This is a genomic window from Pedococcus sp. P1_H8, from assembly GCF_056405175.1.
In genome coordinates this window covers 204,540-217,746 of the sequence record NZ_JBFUCP010000008.1, presented here as the reverse complement: position 1 = coordinate 217,746, position 13,207 = coordinate 204,540, and the positions used below count along the sequence as shown (strand labels likewise).

The window sequence follows — 13,207 nt, the reverse complement described above, 5'->3', positions numbered from 1 at the left end:
CCTGTGGGGGCGTCCGGTGACCTACTGGCTGGTTCATTCTGCACTGTCCTGCTGATGCGCCACTATGGCCCGGTGCTGAGAGCCGAGACCGACTACGACGGCGAGGAGTTCACCGAGGACCTGACTGGGTCCTCGGCGGGCGGCTCCCGATTCCTCGAATGCACCTTCCAGCGGTGCGACCTCAGCGAGCTGCGCGCCCCGCGTTCGCGGTTCTCCGAGACCAGCCTGTATGCCGTGCACGGAGCAGGCGTGGACCTCGCCGAGTCGTCGTGGAGCGACAGCCTGGTGCAGGGCGCGCGGCTCGGTGCCGTGGCGATGTACGGAGCCGAGCTGTCCCGCGTGCGGTTCGAGGGTTGCAAGATCGAGTTCCTCAACCTGAGGGGGGCCAGGCTCCGGGACGTGGCCTTCGTCGACTGCCAGCTCGTGGAGGTCGACTTCGCCGAGGCCACGCTCACGGGGGTCTCGTTCGAGGGGTCGCGCCTGGTGTCGCCGGACTTCACCAAGGGGACCTTCAAGGACGTCGACCTCACCGGGGCAGACGTGGCCGGACCGCGTGGGGTGGCCGGACTGCGGGGCGCGACCGTCTCCGCGCTGCAGCTGATCGACCTCGGACCCGCCCTGGCCGCAGAGCTGGGCATCACAGTCGCCGACTGACGGCCTAGTCGTCCGCGCTCCCGGCCCGCCACACTCGCGGTGTGACCAGGAATGCCGCACCAGACCCTCGGCTGATCCAGACCGGGCTCGGGCCGGTGGAGGTGGCTCTGCGGGGCAATGCCGAGAGGCACGTCCTGCTCTTCCCCGGAGGACACTGCTCGGCGACGACCCCGCTGGGGCAGGACGTCTACGAAGAGCTCGGATACAGGGTCGTGACCGTCAGCCGTCCGGGGTACGGCGCGACCGGCACCGATGACCTCTCCGCGGCGCAGTTCATCCCTGCGGTGGCAGATATCGCAGCCGAGCTGAGGATCACCCGGTTCGACGCGGTCGTCGGCGTCTCCTTCGGAGGCTTGCAAGCCCTTCACACGGCCGTCTCCACCGACCTTGCGGAACGCCTCGTCCTGCACAGCTGCGCGCCCTCGAGGCTCGTCTTTCCGGACACGGCTCGGGACCGGGCGATGGCCAGGGTGGTCTTCAACCCTCGCGTCGAGCGGGCCACGTGGGCCGCAACGAGGGCGATGGTGCGGACCGACCGGGGACTGCGAGTCGTGATGGGCGAGCTGTCCACGCTGCCCGCCGGTGAGTGGTTCGACGAGTGGTCGGCCGACGAGAGGGAGCAGGCGCGGGCGACTCTGCTGTCGATGCGTTCAGGGAGGGGCTTCGTCCTCGACGTCCGCCAGGGCCGTGGGTCGGCTTTGTCCGAGCGCGAGCGGACCCAGCGGGCCGTGAGCGTGCCCACGTTGGTCACCGCGTCGAGAACGGACGGTGGAGCGGCCTTCGCACACGCCCTCGACTTCGAGGCGACCATCACCGGCAGCACACTTGTCGAGACCAACGCCCCCAGCCACTTCGCGTGGATCGGCCCGTCGCGGAGGGTGCTGCTCGAGAGCCTGCGAGAGCTCCTCGGGTCGTAGGGTCTCGGGGGACATGCACCTCGGGGCGCAGCCGCTCAGGCCTTCCGGTCCTGGCGCTTGTCGCGGACTGTCATGGCGTTGCCGACGGTGCGGACCTCGAAGAGCTCGGTGGCCTTGAGCAGCTTGCTCAGCGAGCCGTACCCGTAGTTGCGGGAGTCGAAGGACGACTGGTTGGAGATGCTGTTGCCGACCGCGCCGACGCTGGCCCAGCCGTCGTCGTCAGCGGCCCGGGAGACGGCGTTGCGCAGCAGCCGCACGAGGCCGCCGTCCTGGCGGAGATCGGCGGTGGACCGGCGGGCCGGGCTGGCCTCCGCCTTGGGAGCGGCCTTCACAGCGGCCTTGGTCGCGCCCTTCTTGGCGGCCTTGGGGGCCTTGCCCGGTGCAGCCGTGGAGGCCGCGGCCGGTGGCTCGGAGGTGGCCTGGGGCGCACTCTCCCCCTGTGGCACGGTCTCGGCCTGGGGCGCAGGCTCGTCGAGCCGCGCCTCGTCAGGGTCGGCGAGCTGGTCGAGGAAGAGGAACTTGGTGCACGCCGAGCGGAACGGCTCGGGCGTCTTGCGCTCGCCGAACCCGTAGACCGCCGCGCCCTTCTCGCGCAGGTGCATCACGAGCGGGGTGAAGTCCGCGTCCGACGACACGATCCCGAATGCATCGGGGTGGTCGTTGTAGAGCAGTGACATCGCGTCCACGACCATCGCCATGTCACTGGCGTTCTTGCCTCGGCTGTAGTCGTACTGCTGCATCGGCCGGATCGCCCGCGGGTGCAGCACGTCGGCCCACGGCCTGAGCCCAGCCTTGGTCCAGTTGCCGTAGGCGCGGCGAATGCTGGTCTCGCCGTAGGCGCTGAGCTCGTTGAGGATCAGGTCGATCTTCGTCGCCGAGGAGTTGTCGGCGTCGATGAGCAGGGCGATCCGGGCGCGGGGGTCCATGGGGCCCGACGCTACGGCACCCGGCGCCGCGACCGTGGCCACGCGGCATACAGTCGCCTCGTGCCGCTGCTCCTGGACCTGACCCCGTTGCGGGGCCACGCGGCCTACCGGCGGCTGTATGTCGGGTTCACCCTCTCCAACGTGGGCTCGCAGCTGGCTGTCGTGGCGATCGGGCTGCAGGTCTACGAGATCACCCGGTCGACCGCGGCCGTGGGAATCGTGGGGTTCTGCGCGCTTGTGCCGCTGGTCGTGATGGGGCTGTACGGCGGGACGCTCGTCGACCACTTCGACCGGCGCACGGTCGGACTCGTCGCCCAAACCGTCGCGTTCGTGGCGAGCATCCTGTGTGCCCTGCAGGCGTGGCTCGGCAACACCCACGTGTGGGTGCTCTATGCGTTGGTGGCGTTGTGGAACGGAGCCTTCGCGGTCTCGTCGCCGGCTCGCACGTCGATCTACCCGCGGATCCTGCCCCGCGACCTGTTGCCGGCGGCGAACGCGCTGTCGGTGTTCGCGATGAACGCCTCGATGACCGTGGGACCGCTGATGGCCGGGTTCCTCGTCGACTGGGGCGGCTTCAAGGCGGCTTACACGACCGACGCGGTCATCACCACGGCCGCGCTCTGGGGGCTGGCCAGGCTGCAGCCGCTGCCGCCCGAACCCGAGGAGGGGGCGGCGCCGAGCCGGCCGGGGCTGCGGTCGGTTCTCGACGGATTCGCTTTCCTGGCAACGCGGCCCAATGTGCGAATGACGTTTGTCGCCGACATCTGCGCGATGCTGCTGGCCCAGCCACGGGTGCTGTTCCCGGCTGCCGGCGCCATCATCTTCGGTGGCGGCGCCAAGACGGTGGGGGCCCTGTCGGCGGCGGCCGCGGTGGGTGGGATTCTCGCGATGTTCTTCTCCGGGCGGCTCGGACACGTGCGCCGCCAGGGCCTGGCGATCCTGGTCTCCATCGTCGGCTGGGGCTTTGCCATCGCCGGCTTCGGTGCCGCGATGCTGGCGGCCGGTGGCCTGCTTTCCAAGGGTGCGGCGCTGTGGCTCGGGCTGGTCGCGATGGCGGTGGCGGGCGCGTCGGACTCGGTGAGTGCGGTGTTCCGGACGACGATCCTGCAGGCGGCCACACCGGACCACCTGCGCGGCCGGCTGCAGGGCGTCTTCATCGTCGTCGTGGCCGGCGGGCCGAGGCTCGGCGAGATGGCGGGCGGCTTCCTGGCGAGTGGGATCGGCGAGGCGATGACCGCGGTCGTCGGTGGGCTCGCGTGTGTCGTCGCGATCGTCGTGCTGGCCCGTCTACAGCCGGGCTTCGTGCGCTACGACGCGCGCCACCCCGTGCCCTGAGCAGACCTCTGAGTCGAGGGCAGCTAGACCGCGTCGGGTTGCCCGCGTCGCAGGGCGGCGCGGCGGCGTTCGTCGGTGGCGTCGGCCATCGCCCACCGCACCGCCGACGTGGCGACGCCGCCGAGGGGCCGCCCGACCAGGCGCTCGGTGACGGGCAGCCACGGGAGCCGCAACGGCTGCCTGGCCCATCGCGGGAGCATGGCCACGGCGCCCGCTGCCAACGCGGCATACCCGGGTCGGGCGGCCAGCGGCAGTGGCGGGTGGACGAGCAGGAAGCGCGCCGCCTCGCGGGCGGCCGCAGTGGACTCGAGCTCGGGACGGTAGCCCTCGATGCATGCCTTCAGCTCGGCCACGGTGGTCGGTGGGTCGACCACGCCGAGGGCGCTGGCGACGATGCCGCCCTGCTGGACGTACAGGTCGGCCTCTGCGTCAGCTAGCGGCACCACCGCATAGCGCTGGTAGGCCGTGAGGAAGCTGTCGGCCTCGGTCGCGTGCACCCAGGCCAGCAGGTGTGGGTCGCCAGCGGAGTAGGGGCGACCGTCGGCCGCCTTGCCGCGCACCCGGTCGTGGATCGACCGCACGCGCGCGATCTGCTCCTGCGCGTGGTCAATGGTGCCGAAGGTCGTGGTGGCCAGGAACTCGCTGGTCCGCTGCAGCCGTCCCCAAGGGTCGCCCTTGTAGCCCGAGTGCCCCGCGACGCCCGCCATCGCGAGCGGGTGCAGGGACTGGAGCAGGAGCGCCCGGATGCCGCCGGGGAACATGGCGGCGTCGGCGTGCACCCGCCAGATCGGGTCGTCGGGCGTGAACCAGCGGGGTCCCTCGGCGCCCCAGATGCGTTCGGCCTTGGCCTGGGCGTCGGAGCCGGCGACCTTGGAGCGCAGCGCGTGGGCGAGCTGGCGCCGCGCCCCGTCGGCCATCGGCGCCAGGAGGGTCATCGCGACCGACCGGTCCGGCGGCGGGGGAGCTGCTTGAGACGCGCGGCCGGGGTGGGGAGGTCGGCCGGGCGGGCCCGGGTGGACAGGTCGCTGTTGGCGATGAGCTCGGCGAGGGGAGTGGTGGAGGTGGGGTGGGCGGCGATGGCGTCGTCGCCGGAGAAGACCACCCACACGGGTTCGCTGTGGTCGGCTCGCGGGTCGAACGTCTTGAGCACCGTGCCCTCGCGCACCGTCGCCGCGTGCTCGATCGCCCGGCGCCGGGCCCGCTGCCGGTCCAGCGCCGTCTGGGCAGCCTTCATGGCCGGCTCCTTGGCCTGCTGGGCCAGCACGACAACGTGAGGGCCGTACTTCACGCCCCACTTCACGAGGTTGCCGACGGCCTTGCCTTTGCTGGGCATGCTGCCTCCCTGACTACTGGTCCGACCTTCACCCTAATCTCGACCCATGGAAGACCTGCACCGCACTGACCCTCTGCGCCTCGACTACAGCGGTGACGGGATCTCCGAGGCCGAGATCGCGCCCACGCCGTGGCAGCAGGCCAAGCGCTGGGTCGACGAGGCCGTGGAGCGCTCGCAGGCGCAGGCCGACGTCCCCGAGCCCTACGCCCTGTCGGTCGCCACCGTCGACGCCGAGGGACGACCCAACGTGCGGACCGTGCTGATGCGGTTCTTCGACGAGCGCGGCCCGGGGTTCGTCACCGGCACCGAGTCGGCCAAGGGTCTCGAGATCGCCGCCACCGGTGGGATTGCTGCCTCGCTGACCTGGCCCGCGATGTTCCGGGCGATCCGGTTCCGCGGGGTGGCGGAACAGGTGTCGCGCGAGGAGGTGGCGGGCTACTTCGGGTCACGCCCCTGGGCCTCGCGCATCTCCGCGTGGGCCTCGCGACAGTCCCAGCCGATCGAGGGCCGCGCCGGCCTCGAGGAGGCCTACGCCAGGTATGCCGCGCAGTTCCCCGACCGCGGGAACGCGGACGACGTGCCCGTGCCCGACTTCTGGGGCGGGTACCGCGTGCTGTGCGACGAGGTCGAGTTCTGGGGCGGCCGGCGCAACCGGCTGCACGACCGCCTCGTGTTCAGCAGGGTGGCGAAGGGTTCGCTCGACGACGCCGCTGCCTGGACGCTGTCCCGCCGCCAGCCCTGACCTCCCGTCCGTCGCCCCCCATCCCCGGGTCGATGAAAACGCCGGGGATCACCGGCGTTTTTACATCGACCCGGAGTGGGCCTGGGTCTGCACGTCGGTGTCGCCGTGGCCGGAGTTGGCGCCCTCACTGGGCTCTCTCTCCTTGCGGCGCAACAGGAACGACGCCAGCGCCAGCAGGATGATCGTGCCGGTCAGCAGCCCCATCAGTCGCAGCGTGTCGGCGAACGCCGGCTTGCCCAAGAGGTCGGGCGCCTTGACCGACAGCACGACGATCTCCTTGATCGAGGCGATGATCCCGACGAGGAGGAAGGGCTCGGCCACCAGCTCGCGCCGGGAGAGGGTGGTACGCACCGCGAAGAGCAGCTCGACGACGATGAAGACGAGCAGCAGCAGGTCGAGGATGTCCGCAGCCACGTCCACCACCCCGCCGCTGCCGAGGTTGCCGAAGGTGAGGACGGTCTTGCCGATCACGACCGACGCCACGGCGAACAGGATCACCGCCACCGCGAGGTAGATGACGTTCTCGACTCGCTCGATGGTCCCTTCGATCCAGTCCGTCATGACGGACATCCTGTCCGACCTGCGGTGATCCGTCACCCGCTGGGCTACTGGTCCGTATGCCGGGATGCCCATTGCCGGATCGCGGGTCGCCGTCACACTTGTGAACTGAATCACACGCGCACGCCAACGGAGCCGTTCGCGCGGTCCCATCCTCGACCGCCGAATCCCCTCAGGAGCCCCATGGCGCCCGCCATCCACCCCGTCGTCGCCGACGTCACCGCCAGGGTGACCGACCGCAGCCGAGCCAGCCGCACGGCCTACCTGCAACGCATCTCGCGCGCCGCCTCCGAACTGAGCCTGCGCCCGGCCCGCACCGACCTCGGTTGCTCCAACCTCGCCCACGCGGTCGCCGCGTGCGGCGGCAGCGACCGGACCACGATGGCTGCCGACACCGGCGTGAGCCTCGGGATCATCACGGCCTACAACGACATGCTGTCGGCGCACGCGCCGTTCGAGCACTACCCGGCCGCGATGAAGCAGACCGCACGCGAGGTCGGGGCCGTCGCCCGCGTGGCCGGTGGCGTGCCCGCGATGTGTGACGGCATCACCCAGGGGCGGGCGGGCATGGAGCTCAGCCTGTTCAGCCGCGACGTCATCGCGATGTCGGCGGCGATCGCGCTCAGCCACGACGTGTTCGACGGCGTCCTCATGCTCGGCGTCTGCGACAAGATCGTGCCGGGACTGGTCGCAGGGGCGCTGTCGTTCGGCCACCTGCCGACCGCCCTGGTGCCGGCCGGGCCGATGGCGTCGGGCCGCTCGAACGCCGACAAGTCCGAGACCCGCAAGGCGTTTGCCGCAGGTGAGGTCGGGCGCGACGAGCTGCTCGCGAGCGAGGTGGCGTCCTACCACTCGCCGGGCACCTGCACCTTCTACGGCACGGCGAACTCCAACCAGATGCTCATGGACGTCATGGGCCTGCACCTGCCCGGAGCGGCGTTCGTCCACCCCGACGACCCGTTGCGCGAGGCCCTCACGGCCGCGACGACGGTCCGGGTCGCCGAGATCGCCGCGTCCGAGACGCCGTACGGCATCGGCCAGGTCGTGGACGAGAAGACGGTCGTCAACGGGGTCGTCGCCCTCCTGGCGACCGGCGGCTCGACCAACCACACGATGCACCTCATCTCGATGGCAGCCGCCGCGGGGATCGACCTGACCTGGGAGGACTTCGACGACCTGTCGGCCGCGGTCCCGTCCATCGCCCGGATCTACCCCAACGGTCCCGCCGACGTGAACCACTTCCACGCAGCGGGCGGCACGCCGTTCCTCATCGGCACCCTGCTCGACCACGGACTGCTGCACGAGGACGTGCTGACCGTGGCCGGACCGGGGCTGCGGCGCTACACCCAGCGGCCGGTGATGATCGGCGGCCAGCTCGGGTTCGTCGACGCCGCAACGGAATCCGGCGACCCGGCCGTCCTGCGCCCGGCCGACGACCCGTTCACCGTCGACGGCGGGCTCCGCGTCCTCGGCGGCAGCCTGGGCCACGCGGTCATCAAGGTGTCGGCCGTCGCGGAGGAGCACCGCGTCATCGAGGCCCCGGCGCGCGTCTTCACCGACCAGGTCGGCTTCCTCCAGGCGTTCTCCCGCCGCGAGCTCGACCGCGACGTCGTCGTCGTGATCCGCGAGCAGGGTCCCAGCGCCAACGGGATGCCCGAGCTGCACGCCCTGACCCCCTCCCTGGGAGTCCTCCAAAAGCGCGGGTATGCCGTGGCCCTGGTCACCGACGGCCGAATGAGTGGGGCGTCGGGCGCCATCCCGGCGGCCATCCACGTCACCCCCGAGTCCGTGCACGCCGGGCCGATCTCGAAGATCCAGGACGGCGACGTCATCCGCGTCGACTCGCTGACCGGGCGGCTCGACGTGCTCGTCGACGAGGACGAGTTCGCCGCCCGGGTCCCCTCGCCGCGCGTCACCGCCGAGGGGGTCGGCACCGGGCGTGAGCTGTTCGCGTCCATGCGCGCCGCCGTCGGTCGCGCCGACGAGGGCGCCCACGTCTTCGGCAGCCTCGGTCACGTCTGGGACCGAAGCGATTCCGCCCCGTTCGTCAGCCACGAGGAGAACCGATGACCACCGCCAACACCCTCACCGGCGCGAGCGCGCCGACGACCGCGAGCGCGCAGTTGAGCCTCACGCAGCCGGACGGCCCCACGAAGCCGGTCCTCTACAGCGAGGCGGACATCCTCGACCTGGCCCCGGTCATCCCGGTGGTCGTCGTGGACTCCGTCGAGCAGGCCGTGCCGCTGGCACGGGCGCTGGTCCGCGGCGGCATACCCGTCATCGAGATCACGCTGCGCAGCGAAGCCGGTCTCGGCGCGATCGAGGCGGTGGCCTCGCAGGTCGAGGGCATGGTCGTCGGCGCGGGCACGGTGGTCACGCCGGAGCAGGTGCAGCAGGTCAAGGACGCCGGGGCGCAGTTCCTGGTCACCCCGGGGTCGCCCCCGCGGCTGCTGGACGCTGCCCTGGCGAGCGGCCTGCCGCTGCTTGCGGGCGCCGGCACGCTGACGGAGATGCTCGTGCTGGCCGAGGCAGGCCTCGAGGCGATGAAGTTCTTCCCGGCCGAGGCGAGCGGTGGGCGGCCCTACCTGTCTGCCGTGAGCGGGCCGTGTCCGCACCTGCGGTTCTGCCCGACGGGTGGGATCACGCCCGAGACGGCGGCAGCGTGGTTGGCGCTGCCGAACGTCGGCTGTGTCGGCGGGTCCTGGCTGACACCGAAAGACGCTGTGGCGCAAGGGGACTGGCCCCGCATCGAAGCCCTGGCCGCCGAGGCGGCTGCCCTGCGCCAGCCCTGACGCGCGGGCAACACGTCGCTGGGCATGGAACAGCCCGTGGGCTTCGCCTCGCCGACAACGATCGGCTCGGCTTGCGCAGGGGACGACCTGCACGGCCCACGGGCTGCGGTGAACTGCTGGGGATTGCGCCGGATGGCGGACCTCGAGCAGTCGAGGTGCGCTAGCGCGCAGTCACCTCACGCGTCCATATTGAAATCACTTCTTGGACCACCTCCCTTCCGTGTAGCTCGACGCTAATTCGGGAAGGTCGGCTGGTGCAACGGTTTTTTCGCGCGAGTTGGCGGCGCTCAGACGGAGGTGACGACCTCGTCGTAGTCGAGGCGGGGGAGCCGGTCCATCCAGGCGCCCTCCGCAGGGCGGCCGATGTTGACCACCGCGAGGGTGCGGTGGGCGCCGTCGGGGAAGAACTCACGGTCCACGCCGGCGGCGTCGAACCCGGTCATCGGGCCGGCAGCCAGGCCGGCCGCGCGGACGCCGAGGATGAAGTAGGCGACCTGCAGGGTGGCATTGAGGGTGGCCGACCCCTCGCGCATCTGGTCGTTGCCGGCGAAGAGGTCGCGAGCGCCCTCGAAGTGGGGGAAGACCTTGCCGAGCTCGTCGTGGAAGTCGGTGTCGGCAGCCAACACGGCCACCAGGGGGGCGGTGGACGTCTTCGCCTTGTTGTTGCCGCCCATCAGCTCGACGAGCCGGCCGCGGGCGTCGGGCGTGCGCACCAGGACGATCCGCAGCGGCTGGTTGTTCATCGACGTCGGGGCCCACTTCACGAGGTCGTAGATGGCGCGCACCTGCTCCTCGCTCACCGGCTCGTCGGTGAAGGCGTTGGCCGTGCGGGCGTCGCGGAACAGCAGGTCCTGAGCCTCGGGGGAGAGCTCGAGGTGGTCGGCGAACTGGGCCTCGAGCTCGGTCAGGGAGTCATGGGTCTGAGTCATGATTCGTTGAACAATCAATCTCATGGTTGCATTCCTCAACCATGAAAGCGCAGGTCAGGTGTCGCGGTGCACCTTGTGCGGGGCGGCCTGGATGCGCGGTTTGATGACGAGCAGGTCGATGTTCACGTGGGCCGGGCGCCCGACCATCCAGCCGATCGCCTCGGCGATGTCCTGGGCCACCAGCGGCTCCGAAACCCCCGCATAGACCGCGTCGGCCCGGGCCTGGTCACCGCCGAACCGCGTCAGGGCGAACTCCTCGGTCCGCACCATCCCGGGCGCGATCTCCTCGACCCGTATGGGCTGGTCCACGAGCTCGAGCCGCAGGGTCTGGGTCAGGGCCGTGACCGCGTGCTTGGCCGCGACGTAGCCCGAACCGCCCTCGTAGGCGACGTGTCCCGCGATGGACCCGACGTTGACGATCGTCCCCGCGCCCGAGGCGATCAGGGCCGGCAGCAGCGCCTGGGTCACCTGCAGCGTGCCGATGACGTTGGACTCGAACATGCCACGCCAGTCGGAGACGTCGGTGTCCGCGGCCGGGGCGAGCCCGAGGGCGCCACCCGCGTTGTTGACGAGCACGTCGAGACGGTCGCCGACCTCAGCAGCCAGCCGGGCCACGTCGTCGGCCGACGTCACGTCGCAGACCAGGGCCCGACCGCCGATCTGCCCGGCCAGGGCTTCGATCCGGTCGCCGCGGCGCGCGGCGCAGACCACCTCGAAACCGTCCGCCGCCAGCTGCCGGGCGGTCGCCTCACCGATGCCGCTGCTGGCCCCGGTTACCACTGCGAGCTTGCTCATGCCGCACCTCCGGCGGGTCGAGGGGCACTGGCTTTCTGAAAGGCACTGGGCTTCTGAAAGGCACTGGGCTTCTGAAAGGCACTGGGGTCGATGGCGATCCAGGTGGCCTCGGCCTGCGCGAGCAGGCTCCCCTCCGCGGCATACAGGGCGGTGCCGCTCAGGTATTTGCGACTGGTGGCCTTGCGGGCCTCGCCACCGCTCTGCCACGCCATCACCACGTGCTCGTCGCCGGGTGTGGGCAGGCTCGACACCTGCGCCGTCATCGTGCCGAGCACCATCGCCCGGCCGGCAATTCCCGAGGCCCAGGCGCCCGGACAGTCCAGGGCGGCCCACACCGTCTCGAGGTCGACGTCCGCGCGGGGGCGCCACGCCGCGGCATACTCACCATCGCCTCCGGCCACCCGAGCGGGCTGGAGCCTCAGACCGTCGCCGGCGGCGCGACCGGTGCCGCACGAGAAGCAGGTGGGAAAGGGATGGGCGGCGAGGCCTTCATAGCCCTCACCCGCCGCCGCGGCCTCGGCGAACGACACAGCAACAGGTATGCCGCCCGCGTCCAGTCCCGGCGCCGTCGTCGCCTCGACGACGAGGTGCTCACCGTCGCGGACCTCGAGGGTGCGGTGGCCCTGCGCCGAACCGCTCTGCACGGTCAGCTCCCGATCGAGCGGCGGAGGGGTGCGGAGCCGCACGGTGACGGCTTCGTCGGGCCCGGGCTGGAGCAGCGCAGCCGCGTGCCCGCTGACCCATCCGCCGTTGCCCGACTCGGGCGGGCCGCAGAAGCGTGAGGGCACGACGAAGCTCATGGCCCGAACCTACTCGTGGCGTCTCTCGGCGTGAGAGGTCAGGGGCATCCGTGGCCAGACCGCGTCAGAATGGCCGGGATGTCCGCCCCCAAGCCCCGACCCGAGCTCGACAGCGAGGCTCCCTTCAGCCTGCGCGGGATCGCCGTGCCGGCGTACGGCCCCACGATCATCGTGGCGATCGGCAGCGGTGCGATCGTCCCCATCGTCACGCTGAGTGCCCTCGACCTCGGGGCGACACCGGCGATCGCCGCCCTCACGGCCGGGCTGGCCCTCGTCGCCGAGCTGTTCTTTGCCGTGCCGGCCGGAGCGCTCGTGCACCGGGTTGGGGAGCGGCGCGCGCTGCTGTGGGCGAGCGCGGTGGACGCGGTGGCGGCGTTCGTGGCCCTGACCGCCCCGTCGCTCGGCGTGCTCATGGTCACGGTGTTCGCGATGGGGTTCACGTCGTCGGTGTTCCTCGTGGCGCGGCAGGCCTACCTCATCGACGCGGTACCGGTCACCATGCGGGCGCGAGCCCTGTCGACCCTCGGCGGGGTCAACCGGATCGGGATGTTCATCGGGCCGTTCATCGGGGCGCCGATCATCCACCTGTGGGGGCCGCGCGCCGGGTTCGCGGTGGCCGTGGCGGCCGGCCTCGGGGCGGCGGCGCTGGTGTGGCTGGGGCCGGACCTCACGGCCGCGCACGAGGCGCGGGCCAGGGAGGCCTCGCGTGACCGGCCGTCCGCTGGCGGCGGTTCCACCGGCGGTTCCACCGGCACAGCGGCGGTGCTCTGGGACCACCGCAGGGTCTACCTGACCATCGGCCTGGGCGTCATGGTCATCGGGGCCGCACGCTCGGCCCGACTCGTCCTGCTCCCGCTCTGGGCGGCGCACGTCGGCCTGTCCGCCAGCACGACGGCCGTCATCTTCGGCATCGTCGCCGGCGTCGAGATGCTGCTGTTCTACCCGGCGGGGTCGGTCATGGACCGGTTCGGCCGGATCTGGGTCGCGGTGCCGTGTGTCGTGCTGCTCGGCCTCGGGATGATCGCCCTGCCCCTGACCCACAGCGCGCTCGCGGTGACGCGGGTTGCCCTGGTGGCCGCCGTGGGCAACGGCATGGGATCCGGCATCGTGATGACCCTGGGAGCCGACAGTGCGCCGGAAGTGGGCCGTTCCCAGTTCCTCGGTGGCTGGCGCTTCGTCTCCGTTCTCGGCATGAGCGGCTCTCCCGCGCTGATCAGCCTCATCACGGCGCAGGCAGGGCTGGCGGCGGCCTGCGTCAGCCTCGGCGGGCTGGCGCTGGTGGGGACGGGCTGGCTGGGCTACTGGGTGCCGCGCTACGACCCGGTGCGCGGCGGCGCATCCCGCTGACCATCGCCGCGACGCATCCCGCTGACCAGCGACGCACCCGCCGGGTGATGCGTGACGCGCTGACGGCCGCAGGTGAGAG

The 13,207-nt window shown here is 71.4% G+C and carries 14 protein-coding genes; 7 read left to right on the top strand and 7 right to left on the bottom strand.

The window, feature by feature from the left end:
* Positions 1–54 precede the first annotated feature (54 nt).
* Together AC1DYG_RS13810 and AC1DYG_RS13805 are read left to right on the top strand one after the other, a co-directional pair.
* Entirely contained in the window at positions 55–654 is a 600-nt protein-coding gene (locus tag AC1DYG_RS13810) for a pentapeptide repeat-containing protein (RefSeq protein WP_477640446.1), read from the top strand.
* A gap of 41 nt (positions 655–695) precedes the next feature.
* Positions 696–1,571, top strand: a complete 876-nt coding sequence (locus tag AC1DYG_RS13805) for an alpha/beta fold hydrolase (protein WP_477640445.1) — start codon at positions 696–698, stop codon at positions 1,569–1,571.
* Positions 1,572–1,606: 35 nt separating this feature from the next.
* On the opposite strand, the gene AC1DYG_RS13800 is transcribed toward AC1DYG_RS13805, so the two are convergent.
* Positions 1,607–2,497 (bottom strand): NYN domain-containing protein, encoded by an 891-nt coding sequence (locus AC1DYG_RS13800; protein ID WP_477640444.1) that lies wholly within the window; start codon positions 2,495–2,497, stop codon positions 1,607–1,609.
* A 60-nt stretch (positions 2,498–2,557) separates the two neighbouring features.
* Between AC1DYG_RS13800 and AC1DYG_RS13795 the strand changes: the two genes are divergently transcribed.
* Positions 2,558–3,832 (top strand): MFS transporter, encoded by a 1,275-nt coding sequence (locus AC1DYG_RS13795; protein WP_477640443.1) that lies wholly within the window; start codon positions 2,558–2,560, stop codon positions 3,830–3,832.
* 23 nt (positions 3,833–3,855) lie between these two features.
* Here the strand turns inward: AC1DYG_RS13795 and AC1DYG_RS13790 are convergent, their stop codons facing one another.
* On the bottom strand, positions 3,856–4,767 hold the full coding sequence (locus AC1DYG_RS13790) for an oxygenase MpaB family protein (protein ID WP_477640442.1): 912 nt from the start codon (positions 4,765–4,767) through the stop codon (positions 3,856–3,858).
* Complete coding sequence (locus tag AC1DYG_RS13785) at positions 4,764–5,165, bottom strand: hypothetical protein (RefSeq protein WP_477640441.1); 402 nt, start codon at positions 5,163–5,165, stop codon at positions 4,764–4,766. The genes AC1DYG_RS13790 and AC1DYG_RS13785 overlap by 4 nt, the downstream gene beginning before the upstream one ends.
* A 46-nt stretch (positions 5,166–5,211) precedes the next feature.
* Here AC1DYG_RS13785 and pdxH point away from each other — a divergent pair, with 46 nt between their 5' ends.
* A complete protein-coding gene (pdxH, locus tag AC1DYG_RS13780) occupies positions 5,212–5,907 on the top strand; it encodes a pyridoxamine 5'-phosphate oxidase (protein ID WP_477640440.1) in 696 nt (231 codons plus the stop codon).
* A 60-nt stretch (positions 5,908–5,967) separates the two neighbouring features.
* On the opposite strand, the gene AC1DYG_RS13775 is transcribed toward pdxH, so the two are convergent.
* Positions 5,968–6,468: a phosphate-starvation-inducible PsiE family protein gene (locus AC1DYG_RS13775; RefSeq protein WP_477640439.1), complete on the bottom strand. Its 501-nt coding sequence runs from the start codon at positions 6,466–6,468 to the stop codon at positions 5,968–5,970.
* 180 nt (positions 6,469–6,648) lie between these two features.
* Between AC1DYG_RS13775 and edd the strand changes: the two genes are divergently transcribed.
* A complete protein-coding gene (gene edd, locus AC1DYG_RS13770) occupies positions 6,649–8,535 on the top strand; it encodes a phosphogluconate dehydratase (RefSeq protein ID WP_477640438.1) in 1,887 nt (628 codons plus the stop codon).
* Positions 8,532–9,257, top strand: coding sequence for a bifunctional 4-hydroxy-2-oxoglutarate aldolase/2-dehydro-3-deoxy-phosphogluconate aldolase (gene eda / locus AC1DYG_RS13765; RefSeq protein ID WP_477640437.1), 726 nt, complete (start codon positions 8,532–8,534; stop codon positions 9,255–9,257). Before edd ends, eda begins: the two co-directional genes overlap by 4 nt.
* Before the next feature lie 287 nt (positions 9,258–9,544).
* Here the strand turns inward: eda and AC1DYG_RS13760 are convergent, their stop codons facing one another.
* The 3 genes from AC1DYG_RS13760 to AC1DYG_RS13750 are packed head-to-tail and all read right to left on the bottom strand — an operon-like array spanning position 9,545 to position 11,781.
* Entirely contained in the window at positions 9,545–10,186 is a 642-nt protein-coding gene (locus tag AC1DYG_RS13760; RefSeq protein ID WP_477640436.1) for a malonic semialdehyde reductase, read from the bottom strand.
* 54 nt (positions 10,187–10,240) lie between these two features.
* Positions 10,241–10,981, bottom strand: a complete 741-nt coding sequence (locus tag AC1DYG_RS13755; protein WP_477640435.1) for an SDR family NAD(P)-dependent oxidoreductase — start codon at positions 10,979–10,981, stop codon at positions 10,241–10,243.
* A complete protein-coding gene (locus tag AC1DYG_RS13750; protein WP_477640434.1) occupies positions 10,978–11,781 on the bottom strand; it encodes a hypothetical protein in 804 nt (267 codons plus the stop codon). The genes AC1DYG_RS13755 and AC1DYG_RS13750 overlap by 4 nt, the downstream gene beginning before the upstream one ends.
* A gap of 78 nt (positions 11,782–11,859) precedes the next feature.
* Here AC1DYG_RS13750 and AC1DYG_RS13745 point away from each other — a divergent pair, with 78 nt between their 5' ends.
* On the top strand, positions 11,860–13,128 hold the full coding sequence (locus AC1DYG_RS13745; protein ID WP_477640433.1) for an MFS transporter: 1,269 nt from the start codon (positions 11,860–11,862) through the stop codon (positions 13,126–13,128).
* The last annotated feature ends 79 nt before the right edge of the window (positions 13,129–13,207 follow it).

What these genes read in the sequence shown, in the direction of transcription:
- AC1DYG_RS13810 (WP_477640446.1), top strand. Translation starts at nt 55, where the DNA reads ATGCGCCACTATGGCCCGGTGCTGAGAGCCGAGACCGACTACGACGGC.
- AC1DYG_RS13800 (WP_477640444.1), bottom strand. Translation starts at nt 2,497, where the DNA reads ATGGACCCCCGCGCCCGGATCGCCCTGCTCATCGACGCCGACAACTCC.
- AC1DYG_RS13790 (WP_477640442.1), bottom strand. Translation starts at nt 4,767, where the DNA reads ATGACCCTCCTGGCGCCGATGGCCGACGGGGCGCGGCGCCAGCTCGCC.
- AC1DYG_RS13785 (WP_477640441.1), bottom strand. Translation starts at nt 5,165, where the DNA reads ATGCCCAGCAAAGGCAAGGCCGTCGGCAACCTCGTGAAGTGGGGCGTG.
- pdxH (WP_477640440.1), top strand. Translation starts at nt 5,212, where the DNA reads ATGGAAGACCTGCACCGCACTGACCCTCTGCGCCTCGACTACAGCGGT.
- AC1DYG_RS13775 (WP_477640439.1), bottom strand. Translation starts at nt 6,468, where the DNA reads ATGACGGACTGGATCGAAGGGACCATCGAGCGAGTCGAGAACGTCATC.
- edd (WP_477640438.1), top strand. Translation starts at nt 6,649, where the DNA reads ATGGCGCCCGCCATCCACCCCGTCGTCGCCGACGTCACCGCCAGGGTG.
- eda (WP_477640437.1), top strand. Translation starts at nt 8,532, where the DNA reads ATGACCACCGCCAACACCCTCACCGGCGCGAGCGCGCCGACGACCGCG.
- AC1DYG_RS13760 (WP_477640436.1), bottom strand. Translation starts at nt 10,186, where the DNA reads ATGACTCAGACCCATGACTCCCTGACCGAGCTCGAGGCCCAGTTCGCC.
- AC1DYG_RS13755 (WP_477640435.1), bottom strand. Translation starts at nt 10,981, where the DNA reads ATGAGCAAGCTCGCAGTGGTAACCGGGGCCAGCAGCGGCATCGGTGAG.
- AC1DYG_RS13750 (WP_477640434.1), bottom strand. Translation starts at nt 11,781, where the DNA reads ATGAGCTTCGTCGTGCCCTCACGCTTCTGCGGCCCGCCCGAGTCGGGC.
- AC1DYG_RS13745 (WP_477640433.1), top strand. Translation starts at nt 11,860, where the DNA reads ATGTCCGCCCCCAAGCCCCGACCCGAGCTCGACAGCGAGGCTCCCTTC.